Source organism: Paucisalibacillus globulus DSM 18846 (assembly GCF_000482485.1).
Classification (GTDB): Bacteria; Bacillota; Bacilli; order Bacillales; family Amphibacillaceae; genus Ornithinibacillus; species Ornithinibacillus globulus.
The window spans coordinates 204331-222891 of the sequence record NZ_KI519435.1 but is presented as its reverse complement, the minus strand read 5'-3'; the positions used below and the strand labels follow the sequence as shown (position 1 = coordinate 222891).

At 39.7% G+C, this 18561-nt stretch carries 17 protein-coding genes and 1 riboswitch; of the genes, 16 read left to right on the top strand and 1 reads right to left on the bottom strand.

Annotation, left to right across the window (positions count from 1 at the left end; translation table 11 throughout):
- The first annotated feature begins 1 nt into the window (after position 1).
- From K332_RS0113190 to K332_RS0113130, 13 genes are all read left to right on the top strand, one after another.
- A complete protein-coding gene (locus K332_RS0113190) occupies positions 2–307 on the top strand; it encodes an EthD family reductase (protein WP_026907879.1) in 306 nt (101 codons plus the stop codon).
- Positions 300–1070, top strand: a complete 771-nt coding sequence (locus K332_RS0113185; protein ID WP_026907878.1) for an enoyl-CoA hydratase/isomerase family protein — start codon at positions 300–302, stop codon at positions 1068–1070. The genes K332_RS0113190 and K332_RS0113185 overlap by 8 nt, the downstream gene beginning before the upstream one ends.
- 5 nt (positions 1071–1075) lie before the next feature.
- Positions 1076–1852, top strand: coding sequence for an enoyl-CoA hydratase-related protein (locus tag K332_RS0113180; RefSeq protein WP_026907877.1), 777 nt, complete (start codon positions 1076–1078; stop codon positions 1850–1852).
- Between the two features lie 44 nt (positions 1853–1896).
- Positions 1897–3417, top strand: coding sequence for an aldehyde dehydrogenase family protein (locus K332_RS0113175; protein ID WP_026907876.1), 1521 nt, complete (start codon positions 1897–1899; stop codon positions 3415–3417).
- Between the two features lie 201 nt (positions 3418–3618).
- Positions 3619–4494, top strand: coding sequence for a 3-hydroxyacyl-CoA dehydrogenase (locus K332_RS0113170; RefSeq protein WP_026907875.1), 876 nt, complete (start codon positions 3619–3621; stop codon positions 4492–4494).
- The gene (locus K332_RS0113165; protein ID WP_026907874.1) at positions 4491–5690 is read left to right on the top strand and encodes an acetyl-CoA C-acyltransferase; all 1200 of its coding nucleotides are present in this window, start codon (positions 4491–4493) and stop codon (positions 5688–5690) included. The genes K332_RS0113170 and K332_RS0113165 overlap by 4 nt, the downstream gene beginning before the upstream one ends.
- 490 nt (positions 5691–6180) lie before the next feature.
- Complete coding sequence (locus tag K332_RS0113160; RefSeq protein WP_026907873.1) at positions 6181–6957, top strand: enoyl-CoA hydratase-related protein; 777 nt, start codon at positions 6181–6183, stop codon at positions 6955–6957.
- Between the two features lie 11 nt (positions 6958–6968).
- On the top strand, positions 6969–7919 hold the full coding sequence (locus tag K332_RS0113155) for an NAD(P)H-dependent flavin oxidoreductase (RefSeq protein ID WP_026907872.1): 951 nt from the start codon (positions 6969–6971) through the stop codon (positions 7917–7919).
- A gap of 154 nt (positions 7920–8073) precedes the next feature.
- Positions 8074–9129, top strand: a complete 1056-nt coding sequence (pdhA, locus tag K332_RS0113150; RefSeq protein ID WP_026907871.1) for a pyruvate dehydrogenase (acetyl-transferring) E1 component subunit alpha — start codon at positions 8074–8076, stop codon at positions 9127–9129.
- Between the two features lies 1 nt (position 9130).
- A complete protein-coding gene (locus tag K332_RS0113145; RefSeq protein WP_026907870.1) occupies positions 9131–10141 on the top strand; it encodes an alpha-ketoacid dehydrogenase subunit beta in 1011 nt (336 codons plus the stop codon).
- Between the two features lie 341 nt (positions 10142–10482).
- A complete protein-coding gene (locus tag K332_RS0113140; RefSeq protein WP_026907869.1) occupies positions 10483–11511 on the top strand; it encodes an ABC transporter substrate-binding protein in 1029 nt (342 codons plus the stop codon).
- Between the two features lie 123 nt (positions 11512–11634).
- The gene (locus K332_RS0113135) at positions 11635–12615 is read left to right on the top strand and encodes an ABC transporter permease (protein WP_026907868.1); all 981 of its coding nucleotides are present in this window, start codon (positions 11635–11637) and stop codon (positions 12613–12615) included.
- Between the two features lies 1 nt (position 12616).
- Positions 12617–13411 carry an ABC transporter ATP-binding protein gene (locus K332_RS0113130; protein WP_026907867.1) on the top strand — a complete coding sequence of 265 codons (795 nt, stop codon included), beginning with the start codon at positions 12617–12619 and terminating at the stop codon, positions 13409–13411.
- A 152-nt stretch (positions 13412–13563) separates the two neighbouring features.
- Here the strand turns inward: K332_RS0113130 and K332_RS0113125 are convergent, their stop codons facing one another.
- Entirely contained in the window at positions 13564–14289 is a 726-nt protein-coding gene (locus K332_RS0113125) for an NAD-dependent deacylase (protein WP_026907866.1), read from the bottom strand.
- A 146-nt stretch (positions 14290–14435) separates the two neighbouring features.
- Positions 14436–14614, top strand: a riboswitch (cobalamin riboswitch).
- A 122-nt stretch (positions 14615–14736) separates the two neighbouring features.
- Here K332_RS0113125 and K332_RS0113120 point away from each other — a divergent pair.
- From K332_RS0113120 to K332_RS0113110, 3 genes are read left to right on the top strand one after another with little or no spacing between them, the layout of a single operon-like run.
- A complete protein-coding gene (locus K332_RS0113120) occupies positions 14737–16956 on the top strand; it encodes a ribonucleoside-diphosphate reductase subunit alpha (RefSeq protein WP_026907865.1) in 2220 nt (739 codons plus the stop codon).
- Entirely contained in the window at positions 16941–17378 is a 438-nt protein-coding gene (locus tag K332_RS0113115) for a flavodoxin (protein ID WP_026907864.1), read from the top strand. Before K332_RS0113120 ends, K332_RS0113115 begins: the two co-directional genes overlap by 16 nt.
- The gene (locus K332_RS0113110; protein WP_026907863.1) at positions 17359–18402 is read left to right on the top strand and encodes a ribonucleotide-diphosphate reductase subunit beta; all 1044 of its coding nucleotides are present in this window, start codon (positions 17359–17361) and stop codon (positions 18400–18402) included. Before K332_RS0113115 ends, K332_RS0113110 begins: the two co-directional genes overlap by 20 nt.
- The last annotated feature ends 159 nt before the right edge of the window (positions 18403–18561 follow it).

The window sequence follows — 18561 nt, the reverse complement described above, 5'->3', positions numbered from 1 at the left end:
AATGGTAAAGCTAATCGCATTATATAAGCAACCAGCAGATAAGGAAAAATTCGATGAGCATTATTTCAATACGCATGCTCCAATTACGAGTAAGATTCCTGGATTAAGAAAAATGGAAGTTACTAGAGTAGTAGGATCTCCAATGGGAGGAAGTGAGTTTTATCTTCTATGTGAAATGTATTATGACGACCATGATTCCTTACAAAAGGCGATGAAAACGGATGAAGGGAAGGCGTCAGGAAGAGATGTTATGAAATTTGCTGGCGATATCGTCACCCTTATGATTGGTGAAGAGGTAGATGGGTAAGCATATTCATGCACACTCAGAAGATGGCGTTGGTGTTATTCAATTGAATCGTCCTCAAGTACTCAATGCGTTGAATCGCGATATGGTTCATGAGATTGTCACCCAACTAGAATCTTTTGACAGAAATGAGTCGATTAAGGTTATTGTCCTGAAAGGAAGCGAAAAAGCCTTTGCTGCGGGGGCAGACATCGAGGAGATGATGGATGCCACCCCGTTAACGTTAGAATTATTAAATCCATTTGCTGAATGGGACAAAATCAGTTTGATTAAGAAGCCAATACTTGCAGCCGTGAATGGCTTTGCTTTAGGTGGGGGCTTTGAATTAGCTCTACACTGTGACTTAATAATTGCTGCAGAGGATGCCAAGTTTGGCTTTCCAGAAGTAAAGCTTGGCGTTCTTCCAGGTGCGGGTGGCACGCAATTTTTAACGAAAGCAATGGGTGTACGAAAGGCACTAGAATGGCTTTGGTTAGGTGAGTCAATGACGGCAAGAACAGCCTATGAAAATGGCGTCATTAACCGAGTGGTTGCCAAAGAATTAGTGGTAGAGGAAACCATGAGCTTAGCTCACAAACTAGCAAAACAACCGCCGATTTCATTACGACTAATCAAGGAAGCAGTTCATGCTGCGCAAGATTTACCGTTGCAAGATGGAAAGAACTTAGAACGGAAAAACTTTTACTTAGCTTTTGCTTCAGAGGATCAGAAAGAAGGTATGCGGGCATTTTCAGAAAAACGTCCAGCCTCGTTTAAGGGGGGATGAGTGATTTGAGTTATGAAACGATTTTATATGAAAAAGACGAAAAGATAGCAACCATTGTACTTAATCGACCGACCGCTTACAATGCGTTTACAGAACAGATGAACCGGGAGATAGTAAAGGCATTGAAGACAGCGACTAAAGATGAAGAGATAAAATGCATTGTCATTACAGGGAGCGGGAAGGCATTTTGTTCGGGACAGGATTTGGCGGGGGTGGATGAAAACACCAATCATGCGGAATTCTTAAGAGAACGATATCATCCCATGCTAAGAGCTTTAAAGAAAATACCTAAACCAGTTATTGCTGCTATTAACGGGACGGCAGCAGGTGCAGGAATGGGTCTAGCATTTGCATGTGATTTTCGTTTAATGAAAAGTAATGCAAAGCTAGTTAGTGCCTTTATGAATATAGGGCTAGTCCCTGATTCTGGTTTTCTTTATATGCTTCCTAGATTAGTAGGGTATGCCAAGGCTCTAGAAATTGCTACCCTTGGAAAACCGATAGTTGCGGAGGAAGCGGGAAATTGGGGATTAGTAACGGAGGTTATTGCTGAGGAGGAGTGGGCTGTAGAGATTGGAGCATTTGCCGAGCGGATTGCAAGTCTACCAACAAAGTCCTTCTCCCTAATTAAGCGTTATATGCTCGATAGCATGCATACCGATTATGAGACATTCCTGGAACAAGAAGCTTTTGCTCAACGAATTGCAGGTCTCTCTGAAGACCATAAGGAAGGGCTAAGAGCATTTGTAGAAAAACGCACACCCAATTTTATTGGTAAATAGAGTCTTTTTCTGCCAAGAGTCTAAAGGAATAAGGAGGAATAGTAATGGAACAAATAGTAGCTGAAAAAATTACTACAGTTGGAGAAATGAAACGTAAACACTATGCCATGATTATTAATGGTGAACGTGTCGAGAGTGTATCTGGTGAAGTATTTGAAACCTTTGATCCTGCAAAAGGTGAAGTGATTGCGACCATTGCAATGGCCACCACAGAGGATGCAGAAAAAGCAGTGCAAGCTGCTAGGAATTCTTTCGATAATGGAAAGTGGCGTAAATACCCAGTAGGAAGACGTGCACGTGTATTAAATAAAATTGCTGAGATTATGCGTAGCCGTTTCAAAGAATTATGTGAGCTTGAAGTGCTAAATAGCGGAAAATCCATTGGTGCAGCACAGGTGCAAATTAACCAAGCAATTGAGGATTTTGAGTTTTACGCAGGTGCAATTGTCGGCCACCGTGGCACCGTTAATAATATGCCAAATGGATTTTTTAACTATACCCATAAAGAGCCGGTAGGGGTATGTGCGCAAATTATTCCATGGAATTATCCAATGATGATGGCTGCTTGGAAAATTGCACCGGCTATCGCGGCAGGATGTTCTGTTGTTGTGAAGCCTGCAAGTCTTACACCGATTACTGCTATCGTTCTAAACGAGATTTGTCATGAGGCTGGTGTACCAGAAGGAGTAGTAAATACTGTTCCTGGTGCTGGTCAAGTAGTTGGTGATTACTTAGTTACACATAAGGATGTGAATAAGGTTGCTTTCACCGGTTCCACACCAACTGGTCGAGACATTATGGAGAAAGCTTCCAGTACTTTAAAACGTTTAACACTCGAACTAGGTGGAAAGTCACCAAGTATTATTTTTGAAGATGCAGATTTAGAAGCGGCAGTTGCTGGTTCTCTTTTCGGTATATTCTTTAACACTGGGCAGTCCTGTGAAGCAAGGTCTCGTCTATTTGTTCATGAGGCTATATATGATGATTTCATGGAACAATTTGTTTCTAGAACACAGAAGTTGAAACTTGGTGATCCATTTGATAAAGGGACACATATGGGCGCTATTATAAACCGTGGCCAATTAGAAAAAATAGATGGATATGTTCAATCTGCACAGATGGATGGTGCAACCATTCTAACTGGTGGAAAAGAAATGAAAATAGAAGGCTTTGAAAATGGATATTGGTATGAACCAACCATTATTGCTGACGTTACTCCAGATATGAAAGTCGTTCAGGAAGAAATCTTTGGACCTGTTGTGGTTGTAGAAAAATTCACCGATGAGCGTGAAGTTATCAAACGTGCGAATGATACAGAATATGGCCTAGGCTCTGCTATTTGGACAACAAACCAAGCTAGAGCAACGCGTGTGGCACACCAAATTCAAGCAGGAATTGTCATGATCAACAGTCCATTTTCTGCTTTCCCAGGAACACCATTCGGGGGCTATAAACAATCTGGATTCGGTCGTGAACTAACCGTAGAAACGCTAGACCTTTACATGGAAGACAAAAGCGTTTTATCATACTATGGTCCAAAGCCGATTAACCCGTTTGGGGTTTAGGTGGGATTCTGTTATTAAAGTTAGACCTGTATTCGGGTAGTGGTTCCACATAAATTGAACAGACTGGGAGGTCGCAAGTTTAGCGGAACTGGTCGGATGGTTTAGTCAAGGGGGCACACGCTTCGGAATTTGGTCACATGCCTAATAATTACAGGCCCATAGTCCGAAGAGTATTCAAAGTAATAGAAAGGATGACCACCAATGACAATAAATAAAATAACCGTCGTTGGAGCCGGTGTAATGGGCCGAGGCATCGCCTATGTCTCAGCCCTCTCTGGTTTTCAAACGACACTTGTCGATGTATCAGGAGAGCAACTAAAAAATGCCCTACAAGAAATGAGAATACTAGCCGACAAAGCCATCGCTAGAAATAAAATTACTGAATCCGAGGCTGGTCATCTATTTACTAATTTACATACCTCATTAGACCTTGCTTCCACTGTAAAAGATACCGATTATGTCATTGAAGCCGTGCCAGAAAAACGTGATTTGAAAAAGAATGTACTCGAAACAATCGACGCCCATGCACCAAAGCACATAGTCATTGCTTCTAACACGTCAACCATTAGCCCAACTGAACTAGGTTCCTATACCAAAAGACCAGAGCAAGTTGCAGCAATGCACTTCTTTAACCCAGTTCATCGCATGCAGCTTGTAGAAATTGTAAAAGGGCTAGAAACAAATGCAGAAGCAGTAGGCATTATTCGTGAAGTAGCAGAACGAATGGGTAAGGAGACGGTTGAAGTAAATGAATTCCCAGGTTTTGTGACAAGTAGAATCAGTGCCATGGTCGGTAATGAAGCTTTTTACATGCTTCAAGAAGGAGTTGCCTCTGCGGAAGATATTGATAAAGCTATTAAACTAGGGTTGAACTATCCAATGGGGCCTCTTGAACTTGGTGATCTTGTTGGATTGGATACACGGTTAAATAACCTAAAGTATTTACATGAAACACTAGGGGAAAAATTCCGTCCCGCGCCTTTGCTCGAGCAATATGTAAAGGCTGGAAGGCTCGGCCGGAAAACTGGTCGTGGAGTATATGACTATACAAATGTTGATGAGAGGATAAAGAAATGAAAGAGGTTGTCATCGTTGATGCGGTTAGAACGCCAATTGGTAGGTATAATGGGGCACTTAAGGATATTCGACCAGATGATTTGGGTGCCATTGTAATAAAAGCATTGGTAGAACGAAATCCAAAATTGTCTCCAGATGAGATTGAAGAAGTTGTTTTAGGTAATGCCAATCAAGCTGGTGAAGATAATAGAAATGTTGCGAGGATGGCTGCTCTTCTAGCTGGGTTACCAGTTGAGGTCGGTGGAACTACAATTAACCGTCTTTGTGGTTCCGGCCTTGATGCGGTCATGTATGCAGCACGAGCCATTGCAGTTGGTGAAGGTGATATTTATATAGCTGGTGGTACGGAAAGTATGACCCGAGCCCCCTTTGTGATGGCGAAACCAAGTAAAGAGTTTCCTAGAGGAAATATGGAGCTATTTGATACAACGATAGGCTGGAGGTTTGTGAACCCAGCTCTTGAACACATGTACGGGACAGATTCCATGCCACAGACGGCAGAAAATGTAGCGAAACGTTATAATATTAGCCGCCAGGAGCAGGATAGGTTTGCCTACGAGAGCCAAATGCGTGCGAAAAAGGCAGTAGAAACCAATCGATTTTCAGATGAGCTTGTTCCAGTAATCTATCAAGATAGAAAAGGAAATGAAATTCGCGTGGATCAAGACGAACATCCACGTCCAGAAACATCTCTAGAGATACTAGGTAAATTAAGACCAATAATTGAAAATGGCACCATAACTGCCGGGAATGCTTCTGGAGTAAATGACGGTGCATCTGCACTGCTACTAATGAGTGCTGACAGAGCGAAGGAGTTAGGGGTGAAGCCATTAGCCCATTATGTAACCAGTGCAACAGCTGGATTGGAACCATCTGTAATGGGATTAGGGCCAATATATTCTTCTAGAAAGGCGTTGAAGCGTGCCGGGTTAGCAGCATCAGATATTGGATTAGTAGAGTTAAATGAAGCTTTTGCCTCGCAATCTCTTGAATGTATTAGGCAGCTGGAACTAGATGCAGAGATTGTGAATGTAAATGGTGGTGCGATTGCCTTTGGTCATCCTTTAGGCGCTAGTGGTGCACGGATATTAACAACACTAATCCATGAAATGAAGAAGCAAGAAACACAATATGGCTTAGCAACGATGTGTGTTGGTGTTGGGCAGGGGATATCGGTGATTGTGGAAGGGGTGTAATAATTTATAGCTCTTGCATATCAGCCAAAACAAAGGATTATCGGCCGAAAACCGAAAACATCAGCCAAAATAAAGGATTATCGGCCGAATTCCAGAAACATCAGCCAAAATAAAAGACTATCAGCCGTATTCCGAAAACATCAGCCAAAATAAAAGATAATCAGCCGAATTCCGAAAACATCAGCCAAAATAAAGGATTATCGGCCGAAAACCAGAAATATCAGCCAAAATAAAAGATAATCAGCCGTATTCCGAAAACATCAGCCAAAATAAAGGATAATCGGCCGAATTCCAGAAACATCAGCCAAAATAAAAGACTATCAGCCGAATTCCGAAAACATCAGCCAAAAAAAAGGATATCCGCCGAATACCAGAAATATCAGCCAAAATAAAAGGCTATCAGCCGTATTCCGAAAACATCAGCCAAAATCGCCCAATCACTGTTCTACTACTAAACGTAAAAACAACTCAACAGGAAAGGAGCAAGTTAATGCAAACAATCCTGTTTCAAAAACAAAATAATATTGCCCACATCACATTAAATAGGGAAGAAGCACTAAACGCATTTAATTACCAAATGCTTAAGGAACTACAAGAAATAGTACAACAAATCCATCTAGATAAGGAAATTAGAGCAGTCATTATTACTGGTGCCGGAAAAAGGTCCTTTAGTTCTGGTGCAGACTTGAAAGAGCGAAAGACATTGACAGAGCCACAAGTACGACGAAATGTTAAGGCAATTCGAGACTGCTTTGATGCGATTGCCAATCTGCCCCAGCCAACCATTGCTGCAGTGAATGGGTATTGTTTTGGTGGTGGATTCGAGCTGATGATTGCCTGTGACTTTGTTATAGCTGTTAAGGGTGCAAAAATGGGCCTAACAGAAACGAGTTGGGCAATCATACCAGGTGCAGGTGGTACACAGCGCTTACCAAGATTGATTGGTGAGATGAAGGCGAAGGAACTGATTCTAACAGCGAAAAAAATTACTGCCGAGGAGGCCTATGAGCTCGGGGCAGTGCTTAGAGTCGTAGAGGAAAATTCACTTCTTGAAGAATCTGTAGCGTTAGCTAATCATATCCTTAAGAATGGTCCAGTGGCAGTAACCCAAGCTAAGTACGCTATTACACTTGGAATGAACACCGATTTAAATACGGGATTGGATATAGAAGCAAAAGCCTATGAGCTTACTATTCCAACAGAAGATAGATTAGAAGCATTACAAGCCTTTAGTGAAAAGAGACCGCCTACGTTTAAAGGGAGATAGGAGGAAAATATATGAATCGAATAACGAGTATATTAAACATTAATTATCCTATCATTCAAGGCGGTATGGGGAATATTTCAAATGCGAAGCTTGCAGCTGCTGTGTCTGAAGCTGGTGGACTAGGTACGATTGGCTGTGGCACGATGTCTGTTGAACAAGTGGAAGGAATCATTACAGAGACAAAGAGACTGACTAAAAAGCCATTTGCTTTGAACATCGCGATTAATGTATCTCCCCATGTCGATGAGCTAATTGAGCTAACTATTAAGCACAACATACCGGTTATTTCACTGTCTGCTGGGAATCCTACACCTTTTATACCTAAACTCCATGAATATGGAAAGGTGGTTCTTGCAATCGTGGCTTCTGTAAAACATGCAATCAAAGCTGAAGAAGCTGGTGCGGATATATTGGTAACGGAAGGCTACGAAGCGGCTGGAATAAATTCTACTTTAGAACTAACCACGTTTACATTAGTACCTCAAGTTGTTCAAAGGGTAAGCGTTCCAATAATAGCTGCTGGAGGAGTTGGTGACGGAAAAGGATTAGCTGCAGCACTTATGCTTGGGGCAGAGGGTGTCCAGATTGGCACACGTTTCATCGCAACTAAGGAAGCCCCTTTTCACGCAAACTATAAAGAAAAACTTATAGGGGCAAGTGGCACAGATGCAATTATTATTGGTAGAAGTGTTGGAAGAATTAGAAGGGTCTTGAATACAAACTATGTCCAACATTTATTAGAACAAGAAAAAGGCGGAATAAGTTTACAAGACTTTGGACAATCCACCACAGAAAAGTATCATGTGCTTGGAGCGATAAATGGGGATTTAAATAAGGGATTTCTAAATAGTGGTCAAGTCGCAGGCTTAATCGAAGACATACCCAGTGTAAACGATTTAATTAATGACATGATAAAGATAGCAAAAAAGCAGATGAAATCAGGTTTAACATTACTAGAATAAAGCTATCAAGACCTATCATAAAATTTACATTTTTCAAAATATTTAATTGACCATGCTATATCGTAGTGATAAAATAACGTTAATATTACGCCATGAAGGAAATGAATGCGTTTACGGTAATGGTTAACTAGACGGAGTATTGGAGGTTTTTTTGGTGGTAGAGTCTTATCCAATAAAACAAGTAATTGATGATCAGGGAAATGTGGTTGATGCTAGTAATAAGGATTTAATTAATGAAGAACTAGTGCTAAGGGCATATTTCCATATGTATCGTATTCGTACATTTGATAAGAAGGCTAAAAGCTTACAACGACAGGGAAGAATTGGAACCTATCCGCCTTTTGAAGGGCAAGAGGCAGCACAAGTTGGTAGTGCGCTTGCTTTAGGTGAGGACGATTGGTTATTTCCTACATATCGAGACCACGGGGCAATGCTAACTTTCGGAGCTGATATGACCCGAACGTTTCTTTATTGGAATGGTAGATTAGAAGGTTGTGTACCACCAGAAGGGAAACATATTTTTCCGGCTGCGGTACCAATCGCAACACAAATCCTTCACGCAACGGGTGCCTCATGGGCAGAAAAGCGAAAGGGTACAAAGAATATAGCCATTGCTTACTTCGGTGATGGAGCAACCTCAGAAGGAGACTTCCATGAGGGATTAAACTTTGCCAGTGTATTCCAAACACCAACCATATTTTTCAACCAAAATAATGGTTATGCTATTTCGGTTCCCTTTGAAAGACAAATGAACTCAAAGACAATCGCACAAAAAGGGGTAGCCTACGAGATGCCAAGTGTTCGAGTAGATGGGAACGACTTTTTTGCTGTTTTTTTTGAAATGCAAAAGGCAGTGGAACGAGCACGTTCTGGAGGAGGGCCAACATTAATTGAAGCAGTAACATGGCGCACTGGTGCTCATACCACTGCAGATGACCCAACGAAATATCGAGCAGAAGGCCTTGGTCAGGATGTTGTGGACCCAATCATTCGGTTAGAGCGTTTTATGAAAAATGCTGGTTTTTGGAATGAAGATGTTGTTACGAAAGCCCACCTAGAAATAGAAGAAGAGATTGAAGCGGCTGTAAAAGCAATGGAGTCCTATCCGAAGGCAAATGTGGAAGATTTATTTAATCATGTGTTTGCGGAACTTCCGGATCAATTGCAGGAACAAAAAGACGCTTATCTTCACTTGTTAGGGGGAAAGTAGGATGACAACTAAAATGACTGATACAAAAATTGCCACGAAAAATATTACCCTGATTCAAGCGATTAACGATGGAATGAAAATTGTACTAGAACGAGATGAAACTACGTTAATTCTTGGCGAAGATGTCGGGAAAAACGGTGGTGTTTTCCGGGCTACGGATGGGCTTCAAGAAGTATTTGGTGAAGACCGAGTTATTGATACGCCTTTATCAGAATCGGGGATTATCGGGACTTCAATAGGTCTTGCTGTAAATGGATTTAAACCAATTGCTGAGATTCAATTTATGGGCTTTATTTATCCAGCCTATGATCAAATTATGACACATGCCTCTCGTATTCGGATGCGCACAATGGGTCGTTATTCCGTACCGATGGTAATACGTGCTCCGTATGGTGCTGGCGTTAGGGCCCCGGAGATTCACTCGGATAGTGCAGAAGCGCTATTTACTCATATGCCAGGAATTAAAGTAGTTTGTCCAGCTACACCTTATGATGCTAAAGGGTTATTGATAGCAGCGGTAGAAGATCCAGATCCAGTTCTTTTTATGGAACCAATGCATAATTACCGTTCGTTCCGAGAAGAGGTTCCAATAGATTATTATACAGTTGAAATTGGCAAAGGAAAAAAACGAATGGAAGGTGAAGATGTAACGTTAATCACATGGGGAGCAATGGTTCCTGTGGTTGAGAAGGCAGCTAATCAAATGAAACAACATGGGATTAGCTGTGAAGTGATCGATCTTAGAACATTGTATCCAGTTGATGAGAGAATAATTGCTGAATCCGTTCAAAAAACGGGGAGAGCAGTTGTTATACATGAAGCAGCGAAAACTGGTGGACTTGGAAATGATATTGTATCAATCATTAATGACACATCATTCTTGTATCTAAAAGCTCCAGTTGAAAGGGTTACAGGATTTGATGTTCCAGTTCCATTTTCCAGTTTAGAGAATCATTATCTACCAACAGTTGAAAGAATAGTAAAGGGAATTGAAAAAGTAACTAATTTTTAGAAAAGAGGGATGGCAAAGAAAATTAATTTTATTTTGAAAAGCACGTGAAGGACTTAAGGGTAAGCGTTTACAAAAAGATAGAATTATCAAAAAACAAACTTGACTAGTATTTTCAGTATGTTATAATTTCTCAAATTATAGTTTCAATTCCGTAGTTTGGAAAGTAATAAAACTTTCCTAACGTGTAGAAAAACTATCACATGAAAGTGCTCGTCTTGCTTGAGACTTTTCGAAAAGGGAATGCTACAAGACGTAATTTTACACGTTGCAATACAAGTAGTTTCCGCTAAGAGACAAGCGAATAAGAGTTTTTCTAAGATGAGAATAAGGGGGAGTATAGGATGAAAAGAGGGCTTTTAGTTTTAGTCATAGGAATGATTAGTTTACTAGTGTTAGCAGCATGTGGTGGGGGCTCAGATGGGAATAGTTCAGATGGTGACAGTGCAGACAGTGAAAGTGGAAAGAAGTATGTGATTGGAGCTTCACAAATAGTAGAACATCCATCTCTAGATAAAGCATATGAAGGCTTCCAAGCTGCTTTAGAAGAAGCCGGCCTTGATGTTGAATTTAAATACGAAAGCGCACAAGGTGATCAAAACAATCTTAAGCCCATCTCAGATGGATTTGTTGCAGATAATGTGGATCTGATTTTTGCGAACTCTACACCTGCAGCCCTATCTGCACTTGAAGCTACAAAGGATGCAAGAGATATTCCTGTGTTATTCACCTCTGTTACAGATGCCGTTGAATCAGATATCGTGGAAGCAATGGATAAACCTGGTGAAAATATTACTGGCGTTGTAGACCTTCATCCGGATGCTATCAAAGAAACCGTAAACTTTATTGATAAGTATTTCCCTGATGCAGCAGTCGGCTTAATTTATAATGCTGGTGAGTCTAACTCAGTAACGCAAATTGAGGCAGTAAAAGCTGCTGGTGAAGGTACTTCATTAAGTTTTGAAGAACGTACGGTAGGAAACTCTTCAGAAGTTCAACAAGCAGCACAATCATTAGTTAGTGAAGTTGATTTATTCTATATTGTTACGGATAACATGGTAGTTTCAGCTCTTGAAAGTGTTGTATCCGTTGCGAATGAACAAGATATTCCATTAGTTGTTGGTGAGCCTGACTCATTAGCTAAGGGTGGATTTGTAACGTTTGGTATTGACTATTTTACTATCGGTAAGCGTACAGGTGAGATGGCTGTTGAAATTTTAAGGGATGGAAAATCTCCACAAGATATTAATGTAGAGTATCCACCGGAAATTCAATTGTTCATCAATAAAGGCGCTGCTGAAGAACAAGGTATTGAATGGAATGCAGATTGGGATGGAGATGCTCAATTTGTAGAGACAGTTGAAGTGGAGTAAGTAAGAAACGAATGTACCCTATAAGTCCAAATTTGAAGCAGGCTCAGGTGCCTGCTTCTCTATTCTAAAGAGTTTATTTCCACATTTGCTTGTTTAGGATGTGGAAAAGGAGGTAAATATAAATTGGCTTTAGCATTATTCGGTGCTGTTGAATCTGGAATTATTTATGCAATTATGGCTTTAGGGGTATATCTAACCTTCCGAGTATTGGATTTTCCTGATTTAACGGTAGATGGTAGCTTTGTTACCGGTGCTGGTGTAGCGGCGATTTCTATTGTTAACGGCGTGTCTCCTATCGTTGCGACATTGATGGCAATCGGCGCAGGATTTATTGCAGGTTGTATAACTGGTCTCCTTCATACAAAAGGAAAAATAAATGCGTTATTATCTGGGATTTTAATGATGATTGCATTATATTCCATTAATCTACGAATTATGGATTCACCGACAGTATCCTTACACAATCAACCGACTATTTTTTCACAGCTTCGTGACATGTGGCCAGCTGGATTAGATAGCTTTCTTAACGGTATTTTTACTGCGATTGGATCGGAACGTGCTCCAGCAACATGGGTGATTGTATTTTTCATGATTGTCGTGGTATTAGTTATTAAATACTTAACGGATTATTTCTTAAAAACAGAAGTAGGATTGGCATTACGTGCAACAGGTGATAATAAACGGATGATTCGTAGTTTATCAGCAAATACAGATAATCTGATTATATTAGGTGTTGGTATTTCTAACGCTATGGTTGCCTTAAGTGGCGCTTTAATTGCCCAAATCGGTGGATTTGCTGATGTTTCCATGGGAATAGGTATGATTGTTATTGGTCTAGCATCCGTTATTATCGGGGAAGCACTAATCGGAAAAAGAACCATTGCCATTGCAACTATCGCTGTAATTGGTGGTGCGATTGTTTATCGTATGGTCGTTACCTTGGCGCTTCGTGTTGATTTCTTGGAAACTGGTGACATGAAGCTGATAACCGCATTTATTGTAATGGTTGCACTTATTGCACCGAGAATCCTTCAAGCTCGAAAAGATAAAAAACGCCGGCTTCAAAAGCGAGCTGCACTTGGTCAAGTAAGGGAGGGTGCCTAATATGCTACATGTTAAAGATGTTGCCATTACTTTTAACGAAGGTACTCCTGATGAAAAGAAAGCATTACAGGGAATTAATTTAGAACTTCATGAAGGGGAATTTGTAACGGTTATTGGGAGTAACGGTGCAGGTAAATCAACCCTAATGAATACCATTTCTGGTAATCTAGTGCCGGATGTAGGAGAAGTAATTATCTCTGATAAAGATGTAACGATGCTTCCTGAATTTAAGCGTTCTGCTTATATTGGACGGGTCTTCCAGGATCCTATGGCTGGAACGGCTCCATCGATGACGATTGAAGAAAATCTTGCCATGGCCTATTCCCGAATCAGGAAAAGAAAGCTTAAGCCAGGGGTTACTAAACAACGTAAAGTTCAATTTAGAGAGCATTTAAAAACATTAAATTTAGGATTAGAGGATCGGTTGAATGCTAAAGTAGGATTATTATCAGGTGGAGAGCGACAGGCCCTATCATTATTAATGGCAACCTTCACTAATCCGAATATATTACTCCTTGATGAACATACTGCGGCACTTGATCCAGCACGAGCTGAATTAATTACAAATTTAACCAAAAAAGTTGTAGAAGACCATGGGTTAACAACGCTAATGGTCACCCATAATATGCAACAGGCTTTGGACTTAGGAAATCGTTTAATTATGATGGATAAAGGACAAATTATATTGGATATTAAGGGTGAAAAGAAACAGAACCTAACAATTGAAGATTTATTGAAAGAATTCCAACGTATTCGTGGAGAGCAATTTGAAAGTGACCGAGCTGTGTTGGGATGAATAAGGGAAAACAGGGATATTTCATCCCTGTTTTTTCGTATTTAGAGCCCTCATCATCTTTTAAAACGGAACGCAACAAAAAACTATTACGTAAGTTTTCCAAGAATCTTAACAAAAGTTGATGAATGCCTTATTTCCAACTTAACAAAACCTTAGAAAGATAGGTGGTGATTAATTTCAATTAAAAACTCTCTTATACTCTGATCTCGAACAATATAATCCGCATAGTGATCCATCGGTGTAGCCTCGCGATTAATAATAACAAGCTTAGCCCCGCGCTCTTTGGCAATCATCGGAAACATATTTGCAGGTGTAACAGTAAGTGAGGAACCCAAAACGATAAACAAATCAGCCTTAGCTGTTTCTATTTCGGCCTTATGAAATACATCCTCTGGAAGCATTTCCCCGAAAAGAACAATTCCTGGACGAACTGGACCATCACAGTACTCACACTGATCACGACCATTCAGGTAATCTTCTCGGTCATGTTCTCTTTTACATTGATTACAGAAAAACTTGCGAAAAGTCCCGTGTAACTCCATTACGTTACCGCTTCCGGCATCGTGATGAAAACCATCAACATTCTGTGTGATAATTCCTTTGACTAACCCTTTCTTTTCCCATATACCAAGGATTAAATGACCTTCATGGGGCTGGTATTTATCAATTTCCCTTAGTCTGTACTGGTAAAATTCTGTAAACTCTTTAAAGTTATGATTTAAAGCATGTGCATTGGCTAATTCATCTGGATTGAATTTTGTCCAAAGCCCTCTATTCTTTGATCGAAAATCTGGTAGTCCACTTTCCGTAGACATCCCAGCACCGGTAAAGAATAAGGTATAAGTAGATGAGCGAATCAATTCAACAATTTCTTGCACAACTATCTACCTCCAAATCAATAATTTAATTGTACCTAATCCAAAATCATTTTCCTAATCTAGCAAATTAAGATTGCAAAGTTTATCTATCTATGATAGTCTATTAATACAATATATTGTGATTTGAAAGAAAACTAAATACTATATATAGTACCGTAAGTAATGGTGACAAATATTGTCTGAAAAGGGAATTCAGTTATAATCTGAAGCTGTCCCCGCAACTGTAAGTGTCGACGAACGAGCAATCCACTGTATCAATGATATGGGAAGGACTTTAGTAGAGTGAAACACAAGCCAGGAGACCTGCCATCACTTAAAGTTTCATTTTTCTTCGGGTTGAAAGAGCATGAAACGATGGAGTTATACATATTGGATAATTTCTGTCGTTTTTATGTGCCGTTCATCCCTTGGGTGAGCGGCTTTTAATATTTTAGGAGGTTTATTTAGATGGTAACAGAAACAACGACGAGAATAAGTATTAACGAACGAATTAGATTGGCCATGGATGGCTTACAAGTCAGTGCAACAGAATGGAATGTGATAATACCTGATGGATTTACAATCGAAAAAGCAACAGATTTGCTTGCCAAGAAAGCGTTGGAAAACATGGATGAGGCTAATCCTAATTGGACGTTTGTAGCCAGTAGATTATTATTACAGAGCCTGTACCACCAAGCAGCAACTAATCGTGGCTATGATGAAAAAATAATGTATGGTGATTTCTATCATCTATTAGACATATTAACACAAAAAGGTATTTATACCCCAAATCTATTAGAAAAATACAGTAAAGAAGACATAGATTTTCTTGCTGAAAAAATAAATCCAGACCATGATCTTACGTTTACATACTTAGGACTATACACTTTAGCAAACAGATACTTAGCAACGGACCATAATAAACGTATTTATGAACTACCCCAAGAACGATGGATGGTAATTGCTATGCATCTCATGCAAGATGAAAACCCCACAAAACGACTAGAGTTAGTGGTAGAGGCTTATTGGGCATTAAGTAATTTATACATGACAGTAGCAACACCTACACTTGCAAATGCGGGGAAAACGCATGGTCAGTTATCTAGCTGTTTTATAGATACGGTAGATGATAGCTTGCAATCCATCTATGATAGCAATACCGATATCGCGAAGCTTTCCAAAAATGGTGGCGGAATTGGTGTCTACATGGGGAAAATCCGTGCAAGAGGAAGCTCTATTAAAGGATTTAAAGGAATGTCCAGTGGTGTAGTTCCTTGGATTAAGCAGTTGAATAATACTGCGGTAAGTGTCGACCAACTTGGAACGCGTAAAGGGGCTATTGCTGTCTATTTAGATGTTTGGCATAAAGATATTGAATCATTCTTGGATTTAAAGTTAAATAATGGCGATGACCGGATGCGTGCCCACGATATTTTTACTGGTGTGTGTTTGCCTGATTTATTCATGGAACAGGTGGAAGCGCGAGGTGATTGGTATTTATTTGATCCACATGAAGTTCGTGAAGTGATGGGATTTTCACTGGAGGACTATTACGATGAAGAAAAGGGAAGTGGTTCTTTTCGGGAGAAATATGCCGAATGTGTTAAGAATGACCAGCTATCCAAGAGAAAAGTCCCTGCAATTGATATTATGAAGCGAATCATGAAGTCCCAACTGGAATCCGGTACCCCGTTTATGTTCTACCGAGATGAAGTAAATAGACAAAATAGTAATAACCATAATGGGATAATATATTGTTCCAATCTGTGTACAGAAATCACACAAAATCAATCTCCAACAGAGTTTTTGGAGGAACATACGAATGAATTTGGCTATCTGATAAAAAAGTACAAGCCAGGTGACTTTGTCGTTTGCAACTTGAGCTCCATTAACTTAGGGAAGGCCGTTACGGACGATGTGTTAGAACGGCTAATCAAAATACAAGTACGAATGCTTGATAATGTGATTGATATTAATACCTTGCCGATAATGCAAACACAAATGACTAATCAAAAATACCGCGCGATTGGCCTTGGAACATTTGGTTGGCATCATTTGCTCGCAAAGAAGAACATTTCATGGGAATCTGGGGAGGCAGTTGACTTTGCAGATAAACTTTATGAAAAAATCGCCTTTTTAACGATTAAAAGTAGCATGGAGTTATGTGCAGAAAAAGGAAGTTATCCTGTCTTTTCTGGTAGTAAATGGAGTACAGGTGCATATTTTGATGAAAAAGGATATACCAGTGAGGAATGGAAGGAACTGAAGACGCAGGTCATGGAAAATGGAATGCGAAACGGATACTTAATGGCAGTTGCGCCAAATTCGACTACTGCAATGATTGCCGGGTCAACAGCGAGTATCGATCCAGTGTTTAAGCCTTTTTATCATGAAGAGAAAAAAGACTTTAAGATTCCAACAACTGCACCGGAATTAGATCATCACACGTACAACATTTATCGGCGCTCTGCTTATATTGTTGATCAACGTTGGTCAGTGAAACAGAATGCTGCTCGTCAAAAACATATTGATCAAAGTATTTCTTTTAATTTTTATGTTCCTAACACCATCCGAGCTTCCGTCTTACTCGATTTACATCTACAAGCATGGAAAGAAGGATTAAAAACAACTTATTATGTAAGATCAACCTCAAATGATGTAGAAGAATGTGAGTGGTGTCAAAGTTGAGAGTAGCAATTGCTTATTTATCATACAGTGGAAATACGGAAGAAACAGCGGAGTTAATGGAGAAAAAACTTTTATCTCGAGGCGTAACTGTGGATATGCACCGGATTGGTATTGATCCACCTATCCATCCATCAAACTATGACGTTTTACTACTTGGAACATTTACCTGGGCTAATGGAACAACACCCGACGAAATAAAGGATTTTGTGTTAGAAATTGGTTATAAGCCAGCTAATATTGCAGTATTTGGTACAGGAGATACACAATTTGGTTTCTTTTGTGGAGCGGTTGACAAGTTAGTTACATTTTATGGTTCTAAATGGCCAGGGTTGAAAATTGAGCAATCACCAAGAGGTTCTCAGGAAATTTTAATCGATACATGGTTGAAAGGAGTCGTACAACATGACAAGCGTATTGCTTAATAAGGCGAAAACAATGGAACCCCGATTTCCAAATAAATCAACGCGAGTTTTTGGCGGAGAGTCTAGTGGAATATTGAATTGGAATGATATTAAATATCCGCATTGGTATAAAATGTACAAGCGATTAGTGGGGAATTATTGGCAAGCAGATGAAATAAATATGTCTTCCGATGTAAAGCAATTTCCTATGCTTACAGAAGCGGAACAAGATGCTTACTTAAAAATTATAGGCTTGCTATCGACTTTGGATGCACCACAAACAAGAACGGCATTATTACTTTCATTACATGCAACAGATCCTTCTGTTCAATCAATTATGGCTGTTATCGCACAACAGGAAGCGGTACATAATGAAAGCTATTCCTATGTCCTTTCATCCGTTGTATCATTAATGGAACAAAATGAAGCATTCCAGCTCGGTAGGAAAGACCCTATTTTATTGAAAAGAAATGAGAGACTAATCGAAGGATATAATCTTTTTGTTGAAGAGCCTACTGTTGAAAACATCTTGAAGACACTTGTTTATACTGCTCTTTTAGAGGGATTATTCTTCTACTCTGGGTTTGCTTTTTTCTACAACCTAGCAAGGGATAATAAAATGGTAGGTACCTCTACAATGATTAGTTACATTAATCGGGATGAACTGGAACATGGGAGGTTTATTTCAGAACTATTCCGTGCAACACTTGCAGAATATCCGGAACGTAATAATGAGGATTTTATTAATTGGGTTTATCAGGAGTTCAGAATTGCAGTGGATTTAGAAATAGAATGGTCCATGTATGTACTATCTGGGATTGATGGAATAGATTTAGAGCAAATGCAAGGCTATATCAAATACCGAGCGAATAAAATGCTTCGATTACTTGGCTTAAGTGAAATCTATCCTGAAAACGTAGAAAACCCGATGAGATGGATCCGTGCATATGTTGATAATATTGATGGAACAAAAACAGACTTCTTTGAACAAAAATCTAGACAGTATACGAAAACAAGTGATTTAAATGGGTTTGATGACTTATAGAGATTGATAAGTCCAATCAAATGCGTATAGTGTATAGACTGTGCGGTAAGGGTTAAGAAATATTGAGATGCGCATCGCTTCTAATGCAAATCTAGGTTGAAATGATGTATAAGAGCATCATTCACATCATTTTGAAGGAGAACCTAGTTCGAAATGATG

Excerpts from the sequence above, each read along its gene's own strand:
- K332_RS0113145 (WP_026907870.1), top strand. The coding sequence starts at position 9,131 with ATGACAACTAAAATGACTGATACAAAAATTGCCACGAAAAATATTACC.
- K332_RS0113170 (WP_026907875.1), top strand. The coding sequence starts at position 3,619 with ATGACAATAAATAAAATAACCGTCGTTGGAGCCGGTGTAATGGGCCGA.
- K332_RS0113110 (WP_026907863.1), top strand. The coding sequence starts at position 17,359 with ATGACAAGCGTATTGCTTAATAAGGCGAAAACAATGGAACCCCGATTT.
- K332_RS0113155 (WP_026907872.1), top strand. The coding sequence starts at position 6,969 with ATGAATCGAATAACGAGTATATTAAACATTAATTATCCTATCATTCAA.
- K332_RS0113165 (WP_026907874.1), top strand. The coding sequence starts at position 4,491 with ATGAAAGAGGTTGTCATCGTTGATGCGGTTAGAACGCCAATTGGTAGG.
- K332_RS0113120 (WP_026907865.1), top strand. The coding sequence starts at position 14,737 with ATGGTAACAGAAACAACGACGAGAATAAGTATTAACGAACGAATTAGA.
- K332_RS0113185 (WP_026907878.1), top strand. The coding sequence starts at position 300 with ATGGGTAAGCATATTCATGCACACTCAGAAGATGGCGTTGGTGTTATT.
- K332_RS0113140 (WP_026907869.1), top strand. The coding sequence starts at position 10,483 with ATGAAAAGAGGGCTTTTAGTTTTAGTCATAGGAATGATTAGTTTACTA.
- K332_RS0113190 (WP_026907879.1), top strand. The coding sequence starts at position 2 with ATGGTAAAGCTAATCGCATTATATAAGCAACCAGCAGATAAGGAAAAA.
- K332_RS0113175 (WP_026907876.1), top strand. The coding sequence starts at position 1,897 with ATGGAACAAATAGTAGCTGAAAAAATTACTACAGTTGGAGAAATGAAA.
- K332_RS0113160 (WP_026907873.1), top strand. The coding sequence starts at position 6,181 with ATGCAAACAATCCTGTTTCAAAAACAAAATAATATTGCCCACATCACA.
- K332_RS0113130 (WP_026907867.1), top strand. The coding sequence starts at position 12,617 with ATGCTACATGTTAAAGATGTTGCCATTACTTTTAACGAAGGTACTCCT.